This is a genomic window from Mesorhizobium sp. WSM4806, assembly GCF_055811635.1.
In genome coordinates this window covers 42,449-55,815 of record NZ_JBVVQZ010000024.1, presented here as the reverse complement: position 1 = coordinate 55,815, position 13,367 = coordinate 42,449, and the positions used below count along the sequence as shown (strand labels likewise).

At 65.7% G+C, this 13,367-nt stretch carries 17 protein-coding genes; 8 read left to right on the top strand and 9 right to left on the bottom strand.

What is annotated here, in order from left to right; all coding sequences use genetic code 11:
- The first annotated feature begins 12 nt into the window (after positions 1–12).
- Genes AC0L2M_RS29680 through AC0L2M_RS29660 form a run of 5 tightly spaced genes read left to right on the top strand, consistent with a single transcriptional unit; the run spans position 13 to position 3,586 of the window.
- Complete coding sequence (locus AC0L2M_RS29680) at positions 13–159, top strand: hypothetical protein (protein WP_473536626.1); 147 nt, start codon at positions 13–15, stop codon at positions 157–159.
- Between the two features lie 11 nt (positions 160–170).
- Complete coding sequence (locus AC0L2M_RS29675) at positions 171–989, top strand: DUF2189 domain-containing protein (RefSeq protein WP_287228108.1); 819 nt, start codon at positions 171–173, stop codon at positions 987–989.
- A 3-nt stretch (positions 990–992) separates the two neighbouring features.
- Positions 993–3,251, top strand: a complete 2,259-nt coding sequence (locus AC0L2M_RS29670; protein WP_128168221.1) for a heavy metal translocating P-type ATPase — start codon at positions 993–995, stop codon at positions 3,249–3,251.
- Positions 3,248–3,436, top strand: a complete 189-nt coding sequence (ccoS, locus tag AC0L2M_RS29665) for a cbb3-type cytochrome oxidase assembly protein CcoS (RefSeq protein ID WP_128168220.1) — start codon at positions 3,248–3,250, stop codon at positions 3,434–3,436. The genes AC0L2M_RS29670 and ccoS overlap by 4 nt, the downstream gene beginning before the upstream one ends.
- Positions 3,437–3,454: 18 nt before the next feature.
- Positions 3,455–3,586 carry a hypothetical protein gene (locus AC0L2M_RS29660; RefSeq protein ID WP_023798499.1) on the top strand — a complete coding sequence of 44 codons (132 nt, stop codon included), beginning with the start codon at positions 3,455–3,457 and terminating at the stop codon, positions 3,584–3,586.
- Positions 3,587–3,613: 27 nt separating this feature from the next.
- Here the strand turns inward: AC0L2M_RS29660 and soxA are convergent, their stop codons facing one another.
- From soxA to AC0L2M_RS29620, 8 genes are read right to left on the bottom strand one after another with little or no spacing between them, the layout of a single operon-like run.
- The gene (gene soxA / locus AC0L2M_RS29655; protein WP_128168219.1) at positions 3,614–4,393 is read right to left on the bottom strand and encodes a sulfur oxidation c-type cytochrome SoxA; all 780 of its coding nucleotides are present in this window, start codon (positions 4,391–4,393) and stop codon (positions 3,614–3,616) included.
- On the bottom strand, positions 4,393–4,713 hold the full coding sequence (gene soxZ, locus AC0L2M_RS29650) for a thiosulfate oxidation carrier complex protein SoxZ (RefSeq protein ID WP_023798501.1): 321 nt from the start codon (positions 4,711–4,713) through the stop codon (positions 4,393–4,395). The genes soxA and soxZ overlap by 1 nt, the downstream gene beginning before the upstream one ends.
- The gene (locus tag AC0L2M_RS29645; protein ID WP_473536624.1) at positions 4,713–5,213 is read right to left on the bottom strand and encodes a SoxY-related AACIE arm protein; all 501 of its coding nucleotides are present in this window, start codon (positions 5,211–5,213) and stop codon (positions 4,713–4,715) included. Before AC0L2M_RS29645 ends, soxZ begins: the two co-directional genes overlap by 1 nt.
- 2 nt (positions 5,214–5,215) lie before the next feature.
- Positions 5,216–5,665, bottom strand: a complete 450-nt coding sequence (gene soxX, locus AC0L2M_RS29640; protein WP_473536654.1) for a sulfur oxidation c-type cytochrome SoxX — start codon at positions 5,663–5,665, stop codon at positions 5,216–5,218.
- The gene (locus AC0L2M_RS29635; RefSeq protein WP_473536623.1) at positions 5,665–6,927 is read right to left on the bottom strand and encodes an FAD-dependent oxidoreductase; all 1,263 of its coding nucleotides are present in this window, start codon (positions 6,925–6,927) and stop codon (positions 5,665–5,667) included. Before AC0L2M_RS29635 ends, soxX begins: the two co-directional genes overlap by 1 nt.
- The gene (locus AC0L2M_RS29630) at positions 6,914–7,276 is read right to left on the bottom strand and encodes a c-type cytochrome (protein ID WP_473536621.1); all 363 of its coding nucleotides are present in this window, start codon (positions 7,274–7,276) and stop codon (positions 6,914–6,916) included. Before AC0L2M_RS29630 ends, AC0L2M_RS29635 begins: the two co-directional genes overlap by 14 nt.
- Positions 7,263–9,437, bottom strand: coding sequence for a xanthine dehydrogenase family protein molybdopterin-binding subunit (locus tag AC0L2M_RS29625; RefSeq protein ID WP_473536620.1), 2,175 nt, complete (start codon positions 9,435–9,437; stop codon positions 7,263–7,265). The genes AC0L2M_RS29630 and AC0L2M_RS29625 overlap by 14 nt, the downstream gene beginning before the upstream one ends.
- An 11-nt stretch (positions 9,438–9,448) precedes the next feature.
- Positions 9,449–9,919: a (2Fe-2S)-binding protein gene (locus AC0L2M_RS29620; protein WP_128172455.1), complete on the bottom strand. Its 471-nt coding sequence runs from the start codon at positions 9,917–9,919 to the stop codon at positions 9,449–9,451.
- Between the two features lie 311 nt (positions 9,920–10,230).
- Here AC0L2M_RS29620 and AC0L2M_RS29615 point away from each other — a divergent pair, with 311 nt between their 5' ends.
- Positions 10,231–10,950, top strand: a complete 720-nt coding sequence (locus AC0L2M_RS29615) for a response regulator (protein ID WP_023798507.1) — start codon at positions 10,231–10,233, stop codon at positions 10,948–10,950.
- The gene (locus tag AC0L2M_RS29610) at positions 10,947–12,428 is read left to right on the top strand and encodes an ATP-binding protein (protein WP_473536618.1); all 1,482 of its coding nucleotides are present in this window, start codon (positions 10,947–10,949) and stop codon (positions 12,426–12,428) included. The genes AC0L2M_RS29615 and AC0L2M_RS29610 overlap by 4 nt, the downstream gene beginning before the upstream one ends.
- A 43-nt stretch (positions 12,429–12,471) precedes the next feature.
- Here the strand turns inward: AC0L2M_RS29610 and AC0L2M_RS29605 are convergent, their stop codons facing one another.
- Positions 12,472–12,738: a BrnA antitoxin family protein gene (locus tag AC0L2M_RS29605; RefSeq protein ID WP_473536653.1), complete on the bottom strand. Its 267-nt coding sequence runs from the start codon at positions 12,736–12,738 to the stop codon at positions 12,472–12,474.
- A gap of 134 nt (positions 12,739–12,872) precedes the next feature.
- On the opposite strand from AC0L2M_RS29605, the gene AC0L2M_RS29600 reads away from it, so the two are divergent.
- Complete coding sequence (locus AC0L2M_RS29600; RefSeq protein ID WP_473536617.1) at positions 12,873–13,190, top strand: hypothetical protein; 318 nt, start codon at positions 12,873–12,875, stop codon at positions 13,188–13,190.
- Positions 13,191–13,367 lie beyond the last annotated feature (177 nt).

Below are 13,367 nucleotides of genomic sequence, written 5' to 3'. Positions count from 1 at the left end.
TGGATCCTCTGGTTGCTCGTCCCGGCGGGGCTGCTGCTCTTCGCCGGCGCCAACGCGCATCTTGTCTACGTGGCGTTCCAATCGCAGCCGGACTGCGTGGCGCACGTGAAGGATACCAGCGACGGCGGCGGATATCGCGCCGCCAAGTCAGCCTGCTGAAGGAGAAAGACATGGGCGAGGCCGACGAATCCTACTGGCTGCTGAGCGAGACATCCGGCATCGGGGAAACCCGGGATCCCAAGCTTCAACGCCACCTTCCGGTCCTGGAAGGATTGCGTTGGCTCGCTGAGGGCTGGCGCGATTTCTGGACCCGCCCCGCCTCCAGCCTCGCTTACGGTGTCGGCGTTTTCGTGCTTTCGGTGGCGTTCGTGTGGACCCTCGTCGAGTTCGGTCGCGACTATATCCTGTTCCCATCGCTTGCCGGCTTCCTGATCGTCGCACCGTTCCTGGCGATCGGGCTTTACGAGAAGAGCCGCGCGATCGGCGAAGGCCGCGAAATCGGGCTTGCTTCGATGCTTCATGTGCGACCGAGAGCGGGCGCGCAGATCTTCTTCACGGGCCTGCTTCTCTGTCTCCTGATGCTGCTCTGGATGCGGGCGGCGGTTCTCCTGTGGGCGCTGTTTTTTGGCGTGACGGCGTTTCCGGGCCTCGACAATGTGATCGGGATACTGATTGGCACGCCGTCGGGATGGGCGATGTTGATCATAGGAACGGCGATCGGCGGTCTGTTCGCATCCTTCGCGTTTTCGATCAGCGTGTTTGCCGTTCCTATGCTGCTTGACCGGCGCGTCGATGCTCTGACCGCGATGGCCACGAGCATGAAAATGGTGTGGAACAACCTGCCGCCGATGATCGCCTGGGGTGCCATGGTGCTCGTGCTTTTCGGCATCTGCGTCGCCACTGGCCTTATCGGCATGATCGTCATCTTCCCGCTGCTCGGACACGCGACATGGCACGCCTACCGGGCAGTGGCCCGGCCGGAGGCCTGATCGATGAGTTGCTGCGCGCCGGGATCCGAGGCGGCCCTGATGATTGGGCCCGGGCGGCGCGAGATCGTCTCGCAAGAGGTGGTCTTTGCGAGCCGAGATCTCGACGATGGTACGATTCAGACGGACTTTTCCGTCCCTCAGGTGCATTGCGCAGGCTGCATCGGCGCGATCGAAGGCTTGCTCAGCCAAGTCGAGGGCATCGTTTCCGCACGGGTGAACCTGACCGCAAAACGTGTCGTAGTGAAGTGGCGGCGGGACGGCGCCGTGCCGCCGATGATCGAAACGCTTCGAAAAGCCGGTTACGAAGCAACACTCGCCGAGCCTGAGAACGGAGACGGCGATCCGGAGATGGGCCGCTTGCTGCGCGCCACGGCCGTTGCCGGCTTCGCCGCCATGAATATCATGCTTCTTTCCGTCTCGGTCTGGTCGGGAGCGGACGCCGGCACGAGGCACGCATTCCACCTGATCTCCACGGCCCTCGCGTTGCCGACGCTGGCCTATTCGGGCCGGATTTTCTTCGCTTCCGCGTGGAGCGCCCTGCGCGGCGGCCGGACGAACATGGACGTGCCGATCAGCGTCGGCGTGCTGCTCGCATTCGGCCTCAGCGCATACGATACGGTGACGGGCGGAGCCCATGCTTACTTCGATGCGGTGACATCCTTGCTGTTCTTCCTGCTGGCTGGACGCGCTGTGGACCAGGCGATGCGCGGACGCGCTCGCGAAGCGGTCAGGTCGCTCGCGCGGATGATGCCGCGAGGCGCCACGGTGCTCACGCCCGATGGCGAACGCGAATATCGCGACGTATCCGCTATCCGCAGCGGCGAGACTGTCCTTGTTCTCGCGGGAGAGCGCGTGCCGGCCGATGGCACCGTAATTTCCGGAAACGCCTCGCTCGACCTGTCGGTTGTGACGGGCGAGTCCGCCCCGGAGTCGGTCCGACCGGGGGCCAGCGTGCTGTCGGGATCGCTCAACCTCGACGGGCCGCTGACGTTGCGTGTCGACCGACCTCAGAAAGAGTCCTTCCTTGCTGACATGATGCGGTTGATGGAGGCTGCCGAAGGCGGCCGCGCCCGTTATCGGCGCATCGCCGACCGGGCCGCCTCGCTTTATTCGCCGGTGGTCCATCTGCTTGCCTTCGCCACCTTTGCAGGGTGGATGATCACCACCGGAGACTTGCACCGATCACTGACGGTGGCGATCGCCGTCCTCATCATCACCTGCCCATGCGCGTTGGGCCTGGCCGTGCCGATGGTCCAAGCCGTCGCTGCGCGGCGTCTCTTCGCTCTCGGTGTGACCCTCAAGGACGGCGCGGCTTTGGAACGGCTGGCCGAAGTCGATCACGTCGCACTGGACAAGACGGGTACGCTCACCTCAGGCCTGACAAAAGTGGCGTCTTTCACGGTGCCGGACGACGAGATCGAAGCGGCCTCCGCGCTTGCCCGGTTCTCTCGGCATCCTGCCTCGCGAGCGGTGGCGGCGCTGCATCCGGCCGGGCAGGCTGCCGTCGAGCAGATTCGGGAGGAGCCCGGAAACGGCATCGAAGGCACGGTCGGCGGCCGCGTTTACAGGCTCGGCCGCCAATCTTGGGTCGACGCCCGCTCCACTGCCGGTTCCGCCTCGGCCGAAGCCTGGTTGTCGGCTGACGGCCGCGTCCTCGGCGCGTTCCGGATTTCCGACAGCCTCCGTCTCGGAGCCGCCGCCGCTACAAAGCGCCTGCGCAGTCTCGGCCTCGGCGTCGAGATCCTGTCCGGAGACGTGGAAACGGAGGTAAGGAAGGTGGCAGGCATGCTCGGCGTAGCAGCAGCCACTGCCGGGATGCTTCCTCGCGACAAAGTCGCGCGGTTGGAAGTCCTGCGCGCGCAGGGCCGCAAGGTGCTGATGGTCGGTGACGGCCTCAACGACGCGCCCGCATTGGGAACGGCTCACGTGTCGATGGCGCCCTCCTCGGCCGCGGACGTCGGGCGCAACGCGGCCGATCTCGTGTTCCTGGGCTCCAGCCTGGACAGCGTTCCGAAAGCGATCACCATTGCCCGCAAGGCCAGGCAGCTCGTCACCCAGAACATTGGGCTCTCCATCCTTTACAATGCGCTGGCCCTCCCGCTCGCGGTTACAGGCCACGTTACGCCGCTGGTCGCGGCGGTGGCGATGTCCACATCATCCATCCTGGTGGTTGCCAATGCGCTTCGTCTTTCGGGTCCGAGCCGAGATCCGCAAGGAATACAAGGTGGCGTGACGTCCACTCATCTCGCGGAGGCTGCATGAGCCTGCTCGCCTGGCTGGTCCCCGTAGCACTCGGCATGGGCCTGGTTGGGCTTCTCGCCTTCCTATGGTCGATGAAAAGCGGCCAGCTCGAGGACCTGGACGGAGCAGCGGAGCGGGTGCTTCTCAACGAGGCGGCCGACACCCCGCTGCCGGATGTGGAACAGCCATCACCGAACAGGCGTTGATCTCTAAGGGAAGCGACAATGGGCGAAACTGCCGACAGAAAATTTGACTGGATAGCGGGGCTGGCGACTGTGTCCGGCGTTGCGGTGATGGTTCCAAGCCTTGTCGCGCTTGCAGTCGCCCTGATCGCGGTGATAGCCGCTTTGTTCTAGGCAGGAAACGACGGCCACAGCCCGGCATCACGGCCGCACGGCCGGCGTCTCGACCAGAAGGCCGCGGGCCCGCTCCGTCAGATGGAGCTCCAGGTCGACGAGTTCGGCTGCGCCGAATTCGAAGGGCTCGGCTCTGACCCCGATCATGCAGTTGCGCAGGCGCCGCTGCAGCGAGCCGACCGTCTGCCATTCCAGGCGGTAGAGCGGATAGCCGGTCGGATGCGCCTGCGGGATGACACTGCCGCCAAGCCGTTTGCCCCAATTGTCGTCATGGCAGGAGGCGCAGGAAAGCTCGAGCTGTCCGATGCGGCTCTGGAACAGACGCCGGCCGTTGTCGCGAAACGGCGCGAGCCGGGCGTCGGTCGCCGGTGTGATTGGCATGCCGCGCGACTGATGCGTCACATAGGCCGTCAGGGCGAGCAAAGCGTCGGACTCCGGCGCCAGCGGCTCGGCCTGCTGCCGCTCCGCTCGACAGGAGTTGATGCGCCCGGCAAGGTCGATCGGCCGGCCGGTCGCCGCGTCAAAGGCCGGGTAGCGCGCGGCAACGCCGCGCATCGTCTGGCGGGCATCGTCATGGCAGCCGGAGCAGGCGACATCCGCCCTGCCCTGCGCCTGTTGCCAGAGCTGTTCGCCCTGCAGCACCCACAGCATGCCGGGATTGCTCATGTCGTCGGCCTGCAGCGCCTGCGTCTGCGGCGTCATGAAGTCGAAGCCGGAGCGCTTCTCGACGTCTTCGATGTCGGCGGCGATGGCAATGCCGCAGACGACCGCCGCGATAATCCCCACCAGGCCCGCGAGGGCGCGCATCAGCTCACCGTGATCGTCGCCGACGCCGTTTGGGTCTTCCCGGCATCGTCGGTCCAGGTGAAGTCGATCGTGCCGCTCGTCGTGGCAACGAGCGTGAAGGCAATGAACGGATTGGCCGATACCGCTGGAAAGAGATCGGCCGAAAACACCTCCTCGCCATTGTAGGTGCAGGTGAAACGGCGGATGATGTCGCGGGGGATGTTGGAGCCGTTCGGGCCGATACGATAGCCGGTTTCCATGGGATGGGCGATCATCGCCTTGATCTCGACGACTTCGCCCTGCCTGGCCACTTTCGGCACATTGACGAGCGCGCGCGCCATTATGAAAGGTCCTCGATACAGGCGGCCAGCGTGACGATGGCGCTCGCCCGGCTCGACCAGAAGCTGCCGTCGCTCATCTCAGCGACCGCGACAACGACCTGCGAGGTCGCGAGCCGGATCCGCGTCGAGACCATGGCGCGGCCGGAGCGCGCCCCGAGGTGCAAAACCGCGACATTCGCCTCCGGGTTTTTCTCGTTGAAGACCGCGATGCGCCGGACATGGTCGTCTTCGGTCATCGGGCTCTCGGCGACGACTGTGATCCCGACCGCGTTGCCGTTCTCTACCAGAGGCGGCAGGTCGAGCCGGACGCGGCCATCGAGAACGTTGGCGCCCCCGGTGAAGGTCCGGATCGCTTCCTCGAGGCTCGGACGGGCAACGGCCCAGCGCGGCAGGCTGATCGCCAGCAGGCCGGTCATGCCGGCCCGAAGAAACTGCCGCCGCCCAACCAGGCCTGCGTAAACTCCCAGGCCTGCGTAAACTCGAAGCGGGTCTTGGTGCATGATCACCCCTTCAGCGTCGTGAGATAGGCGACGATATCCTCGATATCGGCGCCGCCCAGGATCGCCTTGCTGCGCCAGACGGTGGCGACGCGCCGGCCCTGCTCATCCGCGACCCGATAGTAGGAAGGCATGATCGTGTTCGGCACGAGCCGCTTCATGTCGACGACGCGCAGCCGGATCTGGCCTTCCGAAAGTCTTGCCCCGACGCCGGTCAGGTCGGGCGCCAGCGTGCCGTGCAGATGCGCGTCGGGAAACGGCCCGCTGTGGCAGAGCGTGCAGAGGCTGCGCTGCCGGTCCGCGATCAGCGCGGCGCCGCGCGTCGGATCACCCTTGTCGACAATCAGAGGTTGCATGATCGCATCGCCGGTCACGACATAAGACCCCGTCTCCTCGCCGGCACCGGGCGAGGCCGCAAGCTGCAATCCCATCAGAGCCAGAAAAGCCACCCTCATCATCCGAACACTTCACTGGTGATCGTCCGGAACCAATCCTGCGCATAGACCGCTTCCAGTTCGCGCACGGAAAGCGGCGCTTCGAGCGGGCTGGTGCCGGCCGCACCCTCCACTTCGGCAAGCAGGCCGTCACGCGGCTGGTAGACGCCGGCGATCGAAATGCCGTAACCGGGCGCGACCAGGCTGTAGCAGGTGTTGATGAGCTTCGGCTGCGCCGGCTGCCGCTCCCTGACCAGGGCGGCGACCGCGGCGGCGCAAGCTTTTGCCTGGGCGTTGGCGCTGAAGGCGGATTTCGGCATCGCCCCGCCGATCGCCGCATCGCCGATGACGTGGATCGCCGGCTGCAGGCGGGACTCGAAGGTGACCGGGTCGATCGGGCACCAGCCCGTCTGGTCGGCAACGCCGGCCGACTGCGCAATCGCGCCCGCACGCTGCGGCGGGATCACATTGGCGACATCCGCCTTGTGATCGCCGAACTCGGTCACCAGCGTCCTCGTCGCCGGGTCGACTTCCGTCACCCTGCCGCCCGACGACAGCGGCACCCATTCGATCAAGCCGGGATAGAGTTCTTGCCAGGCCGCTTCGAACAGCCGCTGCTTCGAAAAGGCGTCCTTGGCGTCGAGGATGATCAGTTTGGATCTGGGTTTGCTGGTCTTGAGATAATGCGCGATCAGGCTTGCCCGCTCGTAGGGACCGGGCGGGCAGCGAAACGGATTGGCTGGCGCGGCGAGGATGACGACCCCACCGTCCGGCATCGCCGCGAGCTGGTCGCGCAGCAGCAGCGTCTGCGCGCCAGCCTTCCACGCATGCGGCATGATCGCCGCCGCCGCCTCGTCGTAGCCCGGCAAGGCGTCGAAGCGCAGGTCGATGCCGGGCGCCAGCACCAGCCTGTCGTAGTCGATGTCCGTGCCATCCTCCAGGCGAACACGCCAGCGCTCGGCATCGACGGCGACAGCCCGCTTGCGGATCAGCGCGATGTCGCCGAACTGGTCATAGCTGAAAGTCTGCGCCTCGATGCCACGCAGCCCGGCAATCACGGCATTGCTGAACGGGCAGGCCAGATAGGCGGGCTCTGGCTCGATCAGCGTCACCGCAAGATCGCGATCCAGCCGTTTCAGCGCGCGGGCGCAGCTTGCCCCGGCAAAGCCGCCGCCGACAATGACCACGCCGGGCTGCGTCTGTGCGCGCAGCTGCGGCGCGGCAAGGACGGCCGCGGCGACGCTAGCCGCCACGCCGCCGATCAGGGCTCTACGGCTGGGCATGGCGTACGGCCTCCGGCTTGGCGAGCCATTCGGCGATGGCGCGCGTCTCCGCCTCGGTAAATCCCCTGGCGATGCGGTCCATGACCGTTGCCTTGCGCTCACCGGAACGGAAGGCTTGCATCTGGGCGACGATGTCGTCTGCCGCGTGGCCGTCGAGCGAAGGGATGGCTGAGCCGAGTGCCGCCGGCCCGTGACAGCCGGTGCATGCCGTAGCACCAGGCGCCGCGTCGGCCCATGCCGGCGCGCTGGCCGCAAGCGCCGCAAGCAGGACAGGCGCCGCAAGCAGGACAGGCGCGAGCGCCCGTCCGCCAGGCCTGTTCTTCGCGCGCCTCATATCAGGCGAGGTCATGGTTCTTCAGCGGCAGCGTGCGGATGCGTTTTCCGGTGGCGGCGAAGATCGCATTGAGGACGGCCGGCGCGGCGACCGCGATGGTCGGCTCGCCGACGCCGCCCCAGAAGCCACCGGACGGCAGGATGATCGTCTCCACATCAGGCATTTCGGCCATGCGCAGGACCTCGTAGCTGTCGAAGTTTTCCTGCTCCATGCGGCCGCCATTGACCGTGCATTCGCCGTAGATGCAGGCGGAAAGGCCATAGACGAAGGAGCCCTCGATTTGCCGCTCGACTTGGGCGGGGTTGACGACATGACCCGGGTCGGTGGCCGCCACGATGCGATGGATCCTGAGCTGCCCATCAGTCACCGAAACCTCCGCTGCCGCCGCCACATAACTGCCGAAACCCATGATCTGCGCCAGGCCGCGGTGAATGCCGGCCGCGGGCGGGGTGTCCCAGCCGATCCGTTCGGCAACCGCCTCCAGCACCGCGAGATGTTTTGGATGTTTGGCCATCAGCTTGCGGCGGAAGGCGAGCGGGTCGACGCCGGCCGCATGGGCGAGTTCGTCCATGAAACACTCGACGTAAAGCGCGTTCTGGTTGAGGTTGACGCCGCGCCAAAAACCTGGCGGGATCGGCGGGTTGCGCATGGCATGGTCGACAAGCAGATTGTCCACCGTATAGCCCAGCGTGCCTTCGGTGCCGCTGAGGACGAGGCCCTGGAAGACCACCGGGTCCATGCCGTTCTGCATGCCCTGCGGCCGCACCGCGGCAAGGATCGACTGGCCGGATATGCGCATGTGCAGAGCGGTCAAATTGCCGTCCGCGTCGAGCGCGCCCGTCAGCCGGCATCGGGTGGTCGGGTGATAGGCGCCGTGCAGCATATCCTCTTCGCGCGACCACATGAGCTTTACCGGCGTTCCCGGCACCTGCTTGGCAATGCTGACCGCCTGGCGCACATAGTCCTGGAAGTTGCCGCGTCGGCCGAAGCCGCCGCCGAGATGGATCTTGTGCACCTCGCATAGCTGCACCGGCAGGCCGGCGGCCTCGGCCGCTGCCGCAAGGCTGGCCTCGCCATTCTGGGTCGGCACCCACACCTCGCAGCGCTCCGGCGTGTAGAGCGCCGTCGCGTTCATCGGCTCCATGGTCGCGTGGTTCTGGTAGGGGAAGGCGTAGGTCGCCGTGACCGTCCGGCCGGCGGCGGACAGGGCAGCACCGGCGTCACCTTGCCTGGCGCCGATGAAGGCGTCATTTGCGGCGAGTCCCTCTTCGAGCATCGCCGCGATCGAGGCGCTGGTGACCTGCCTGTTGGGACCTTCGTCCCAGACGATCGGCAAGGCATCGAGAGCGGTCTTCGCCCGCCACCAGGTGTCGGCGACAACCGCAACGGCGGTCTCGTCGACCTGAACGACAGTGCGCACGCCCGGCATGCCCGCCGCCACCGCCGCGTCAAAGCTCGCCACCTTGCCGCCGAAATACGGGCAGGCCCGGATCGCCGCGTTGAGCATGTTCGGCAGCTTGAGATCGGCGCCGTAGACCTGGCTGCCGTTAAGCTTGTCGGCCGTGTCGAGCCGCGGCAGCGGCTTGCCGGCTATGGTCCAATCCTTCGGGTCCTTGAGCGTGACATTGGCGGGCGGCGTCATTCGCGCGGCGGCGGCAGCCAGCTGTCCATAAAAGGTGGCGCGATCCGACGCTGCATGCGTGACCATGCCCATCCTTGCGGTGCATTCGCTGGCCGGCACGCCCCATTCGGCGGCCGCGGCGGCGATCAGCATCTCGCGCGCAACGGCGCCGCCAATGCGCACATACTCGTGCGACTCGCGGATGCCGCGGCTGCCGCCGGTCGAGAAATTCCCCCACACGCGGTCGCGCGCCAGGTTCTGGGCCGGCGACGGGTATTCCGTCGTGACCTTGGACCAGTCGCAGTTCAGCTCCTCGGCGACGAGTTGCGCCAGGCCGGTCAGCGTCCCCTGCCCCATCTCGGAGCGGGCGATGCGGATGACCACGGTATCGTCGGGCCTGATCACCACCCAGGCATTGATCTCCGGCGCCGCCTCGCTGCCCTCGGCGCGTGCCGGCTTGATGAACGGCACGTTGAATCCGAGGGACAAGCCGCCGGCCGAGGCGGCCACGCCAATGATGAAGCTGCGGCGGGAGAGGGAAATTGTGGCGTTCATGACTGTTCTCCTCAGCCGCGTTGCGTTGCTTCGCCGGCTTTGGCGGCCAGCTTGATCGCGGCGCGCACCCGGTTGTAGGTGCCGCATCGGCAGATGTTGGTGATCTCGGCGTTGATGTCCTCGTCCGCGGGGTTCGGGTTCTGCATGAGCAGACCCGCCGCAGCCATGATCATGCCGGCCTGGCAGTAGCCGCATTGCGGCACGTCGAGCGCCAGCCAGGCCTGCTGGACCGGATGCGAGCTGTCCGGCGAAAGCCCCTCGATGGTGGTGATTTGCTGGTCGGGCTCGACCGCGCTCACCGGAAGCACGCAGGAGCGCGTGGCGACGCCGTCTATATGGATGGTGCAGGCGCCGCAGGCGGCAACGCCGCAACCGTACTTCGTTCCGGTAAGCCCGATCTGCTCGCGGATCACCCACAGCAGCGGCGTGTCCGGATCGACCTCGATGTCACGTGGCATGCCGTTGATGATCAATCTGGCCATTGTGCAATCCTTTCGATCAAAGGCTGGCGAGGACCGAGTCTGGATGCCGCCCCTGGCGACAAAGACCGGACGTCCCGGCTAGCGACGGGGCCAAGTTAGGCGGGAGCTGTCGCAGAACCTTGTCCCGAACACCGGCAGTTCATCGCAAGTTGTCGCGGGCGCAGTGCTCTGATACATTTCGTTACACTTCTCACGCTTTGTTGATGTCGGGCGAGATTGCCGCCATGGCGCGGAAGGTGATCATCCGTGTAGACGCAAACTAGATATCGTCGATACTGACCGACTATTCAGCGGCGACCTTGGAGCATTGCATGGAAGTGGCGCAGCACATTGCGGTCGTCGACGACCACAGGGACATCCGCGATCTCGTGGGGAAATACCTCACGCAGCAGGGTTATCGCGTCAGCGTCGCCGACAGCACGGCCGCGCTCAAGCGGCTGCTCGACCGCAGCCTGCCCGATCTTATCGTCCTCGACGTCATGATGCCTGGCGAGGACGGCATTGCCGCCTGCCGGCACGTGCGCGGAACGGTTGACGTTCCGATCATCTTCCTTACCGCCATGGCCGAGGAGGTCGACCGGATCGTCGGCCTCGAGATCGGGGCCGACGACTACCTGACGAAGCCGTTCAATCCGCGGGAATTGCTGGCGCGGATCAAGGCTGTGCTCAGGCGCGTCCACAGCCTGCCGCCGCAGCGCGGTCGGCTCAAGTCGAACGCGCTGCGCTTCGACCGCTGGACGCTGAATGTCGGCCGCCGCGAGCTGGTCGGGCTCGACGGCGTGGCGGTCGCGCTCAGCACGGCCGAATTCCGCCTTCTCACCGCTTTTATCGAGCATGTCGGAATCGTGCTCAGCCGGGATCAGTTGCTCGACCTCACCGTCGGGCGCTCGGCCGACGGTTTCGACCGGGCCGTCGACAACCAGGTGAGCCGGCTGCGCAAGAAGATCGAGGCGGACCCGAAGAATCCGATGCTGATCAAGACGCACTGGGGCGGCGGCTACTGCTTCACCGCCGAGGTGGCCCAGGCATGATGCTGTTATGGAGACGCAGCCTGGCGGTCCGCTTCCTCATGCTGGTGCTGCTTGCGCTCGCCCTGTCGCAGGCGATCACCTTCCTGATCTCGTGGGACGAGCGCGGACAAGCCCTGCACGCGGCGGCCAAGGGCGAGTTCGTCAGCCGCACGTCCTCGCTTGCCATTTTGCTGGACACGACGCCGCCCTCGCTTCGACCCGACATCCTCAACGTCAGCGGCACGGCCTATACGCGCTTCTGGACCTCGCACGACGGGCCGAGCAACCCCCTCGCCTGGCAACAGGAGGCGCTGACGCAACTCGCCAAGCCGCTGCCCGGCATTGCCGCCAAATATGCAGCCTACATGAACGGGCAGGCCTCGAACGCGGTCGCTGCCGCCGATCCTTCGGTGCCGCCGCGCATGCTGGACCTGTCCGGCAGTGGCAGCCCGTTCACGCGACCTGCCAAGTTTCTGTATCTGGACGGCGCCCCAAACGGCATGGGGCTTTCCGTCCGCCTTGACGACAGCACCTGGCTGAATGCCGCCTACGCCAAGGTGATGCCGAGCGCCTTCTGGACCGCGCAATCGGCGATATCGCTGGCGCTCACCGCACTCATCCTGTCCGCCATAGCGATTTTCGGGGCGCAGGCAATCGCGCGTCCGCTGCGACGGCTCGCCAATGCCGCGGAACTGTTCGGCCGCGGCGAGGCCGTGCCACGGCTGCCGGAATCAGGGCCGGACGACATCCGCCAGACCGCCGAGGCGTTCAACCGCATGCAGGAGCGCCTGCAGCGCTTCGTCGAGGACCGCACGCGCATGCTGGCGGCGATCAGCCACGACCTGCGCACGCCGCTGACCTCGCTGCGGCTGCGCGCCGAGTTCGTCCAGGATCACGATCTTCAGGAAAAAATGCTGAAGACCATCGAGGAAATCCAGACGATGACGGAAGCAGCGCTCGCCTTCGCGCGCGAGGACGCCGCGGTGGAGGAGACGCGAACCGTCGATCTTTCGGCGCTGGTCGGCAGCCTCTGCGACGACCTCGCGGAGCTGGGCCAAAACATCACCGTCAGCGACGGGCCAAAGGTGCTGTATCGCTGCCGGCCGGACTCGCTGCGCCGGGCGATCCGCAACCTCGTCGAAAATGCCGTCCGCTATGGCGAGCAGGCCAGGGTGAGCCTGGTCAGGCGCACCGACAGCCTGGACATCGTGGTCGAGGACGCCGGGCCCGGCATTCCGCAAGCCGACATGGAACAGGTGTTCGCGCCCTTCTTCCGCCTGGAGCAGTCGCGCAACCGGGAGACCGGCGGCGTCGGGCTCGGCCTGTCAATTGCCCGCGCCATCGCCCGCCACCATGGCGGCGACATCGTGCTGGAAAACCGGAGCAACGGCCTTCGCGCGATCATCAGGCTGCCGCTCATCGACATGGCCAAGCAGCTTGCCCCGGCGCCGGTGCCTGAGACGAGCCCTCCGACCGGACTGCGATCCTTGCCGGCTTGACCGAAACCCGTCCCGCGATCGCGCCAGGCGCTCACATTTTCCGTTAGGTGACCTTGTCCGGACGGTCGTCCTCGGCGGCGATCCGCTTCTCGACCATGGCCCGCAAAGCGTCGTTAATACGGTCCTGCCAGCCCGGTCCGTCGCCCTGGAAATAATCCAAGACAGCTCGATCAATCCTGATTGAAACAAGCTCTCTGACATTTGGAGCAGTTGCGGTTTCGCGAATCGGTGCGATCGGCTTCTTGGCAGGCTTGAAGGCGGCTTCGGCAGCAGCCAGTGGATTTGTCGGTCGGCGCGGAGGATTTGCCATTGATGGTCTGACTCGATATGACGAAAGGAAGGAGACATGCAACGCAAAACGCAGCTGAATGCCTCGGCCCACTGCCTGGAACAGTGAATCGAATGTCGACGCGAGAGGCAATGGTCTCGCCTCCCCAGGAGGAAATGCGCGCCATTGCATTCTTTGCCGGCGTGTTGGTGGCTACGCCCTTGATGGCGGCGGAGCAGCTGATCTTTACACTGCCAATTTTCCAGATGCCACCTCGGTCCCAGCTCAGCATCCTGAACAACAGCGTCTCGCGAGATGGGGACTATGACTTCGACGTCGCTATTGGCTTAGTCGAAACAGACGCGAACGGCGCCATCAGGTATGAAGATACCGGCAAGCATCGTGCACGCGTTCGCTGCAATTATCCGGCGTATGGTGAGCGTGGGCGCGCGAAGATATCCTATAGAGATGCCTCTAAGCCGTTCCGCACCTGACGATTGGAAAGAGAATCTCTGGATAACATTCTGCACGGCCCCCTCGTCATGAAGCGCGTTTTTGCCTGATCGGACGGCGGCCGCGGGGGGGTTTTTTAAAACCCGCCCGGGGAGGGGGTGAAGTTTTTTTTTGTTGCCGGGTTGGGCCCGGGGAGGGGGGGGGGGGGAAAAAGAATA

Coding starts and splice junctions, on each gene's coding strand:
- AC0L2M_RS29635 (WP_473536623.1), bottom strand. CDS start 6,927: ATGCCCAGCCGTAGAGCCCTGATCGGCGGCGTGGCGGCTAGCGTCGCC.
- AC0L2M_RS29670 (WP_128168221.1), top strand. CDS start 993: ATGAGTTGCTGCGCGCCGGGATCCGAGGCGGCCCTGATGATTGGGCCC.
- AC0L2M_RS29675 (WP_287228108.1), top strand. CDS start 171: ATGGGCGAGGCCGACGAATCCTACTGGCTGCTGAGCGAGACATCCGGC.
- AC0L2M_RS29605 (WP_473536653.1), bottom strand. CDS start 12,738: ATGGCAAATCCTCCGCGCCGACCGACAAATCCACTGGCTGCTGCCGAA.
- AC0L2M_RS29610 (WP_473536618.1), top strand. CDS start 10,947: ATGATGCTGTTATGGAGACGCAGCCTGGCGGTCCGCTTCCTCATGCTG.
- soxZ (WP_023798501.1), bottom strand. CDS start 4,713: ATGGCGCGCGCGCTCGTCAATGTGCCGAAAGTGGCCAGGCAGGGCGAA.
- AC0L2M_RS29660 (WP_023798499.1), top strand. CDS start 3,455: ATGGGCGAAACTGCCGACAGAAAATTTGACTGGATAGCGGGGCTGGCG.
- AC0L2M_RS29615 (WP_023798507.1), top strand. CDS start 10,231: ATGGAAGTGGCGCAGCACATTGCGGTCGTCGACGACCACAGGGACATC.
- soxA (WP_128168219.1), bottom strand. CDS start 4,393: ATGCGCGCCCTCGCGGGCCTGGTGGGGATTATCGCGGCGGTCGTCTGC.
- AC0L2M_RS29645 (WP_473536624.1), bottom strand. CDS start 5,213: ATGCACCAAGACCCGCTTCGAGTTTACGCAGGCCTGGGAGTTTACGCA.
- AC0L2M_RS29630 (WP_473536621.1), bottom strand. CDS start 7,276: ATGACCTCGCCTGATATGAGGCGCGCGAAGAACAGGCCTGGCGGACGG.
- AC0L2M_RS29625 (WP_473536620.1), bottom strand. CDS start 9,437: ATGAACGCCACAATTTCCCTCTCCCGCCGCAGCTTCATCATTGGCGTG.
- ccoS (WP_128168220.1), top strand. CDS start 3,248: ATGAGCCTGCTCGCCTGGCTGGTCCCCGTAGCACTCGGCATGGGCCTG.
- soxX (WP_473536654.1), bottom strand. CDS start 5,665: ATGAGGGTGGCTTTTCTGGCTCTGATGGGATTGCAGCTTGCGGCCTCG.
- AC0L2M_RS29600 (WP_473536617.1), top strand. CDS start 12,873: ATGCGCGCCATTGCATTCTTTGCCGGCGTGTTGGTGGCTACGCCCTTG.
- AC0L2M_RS29620 (WP_128172455.1), bottom strand. CDS start 9,919: ATGGCCAGATTGATCATCAACGGCATGCCACGTGACATCGAGGTCGAT.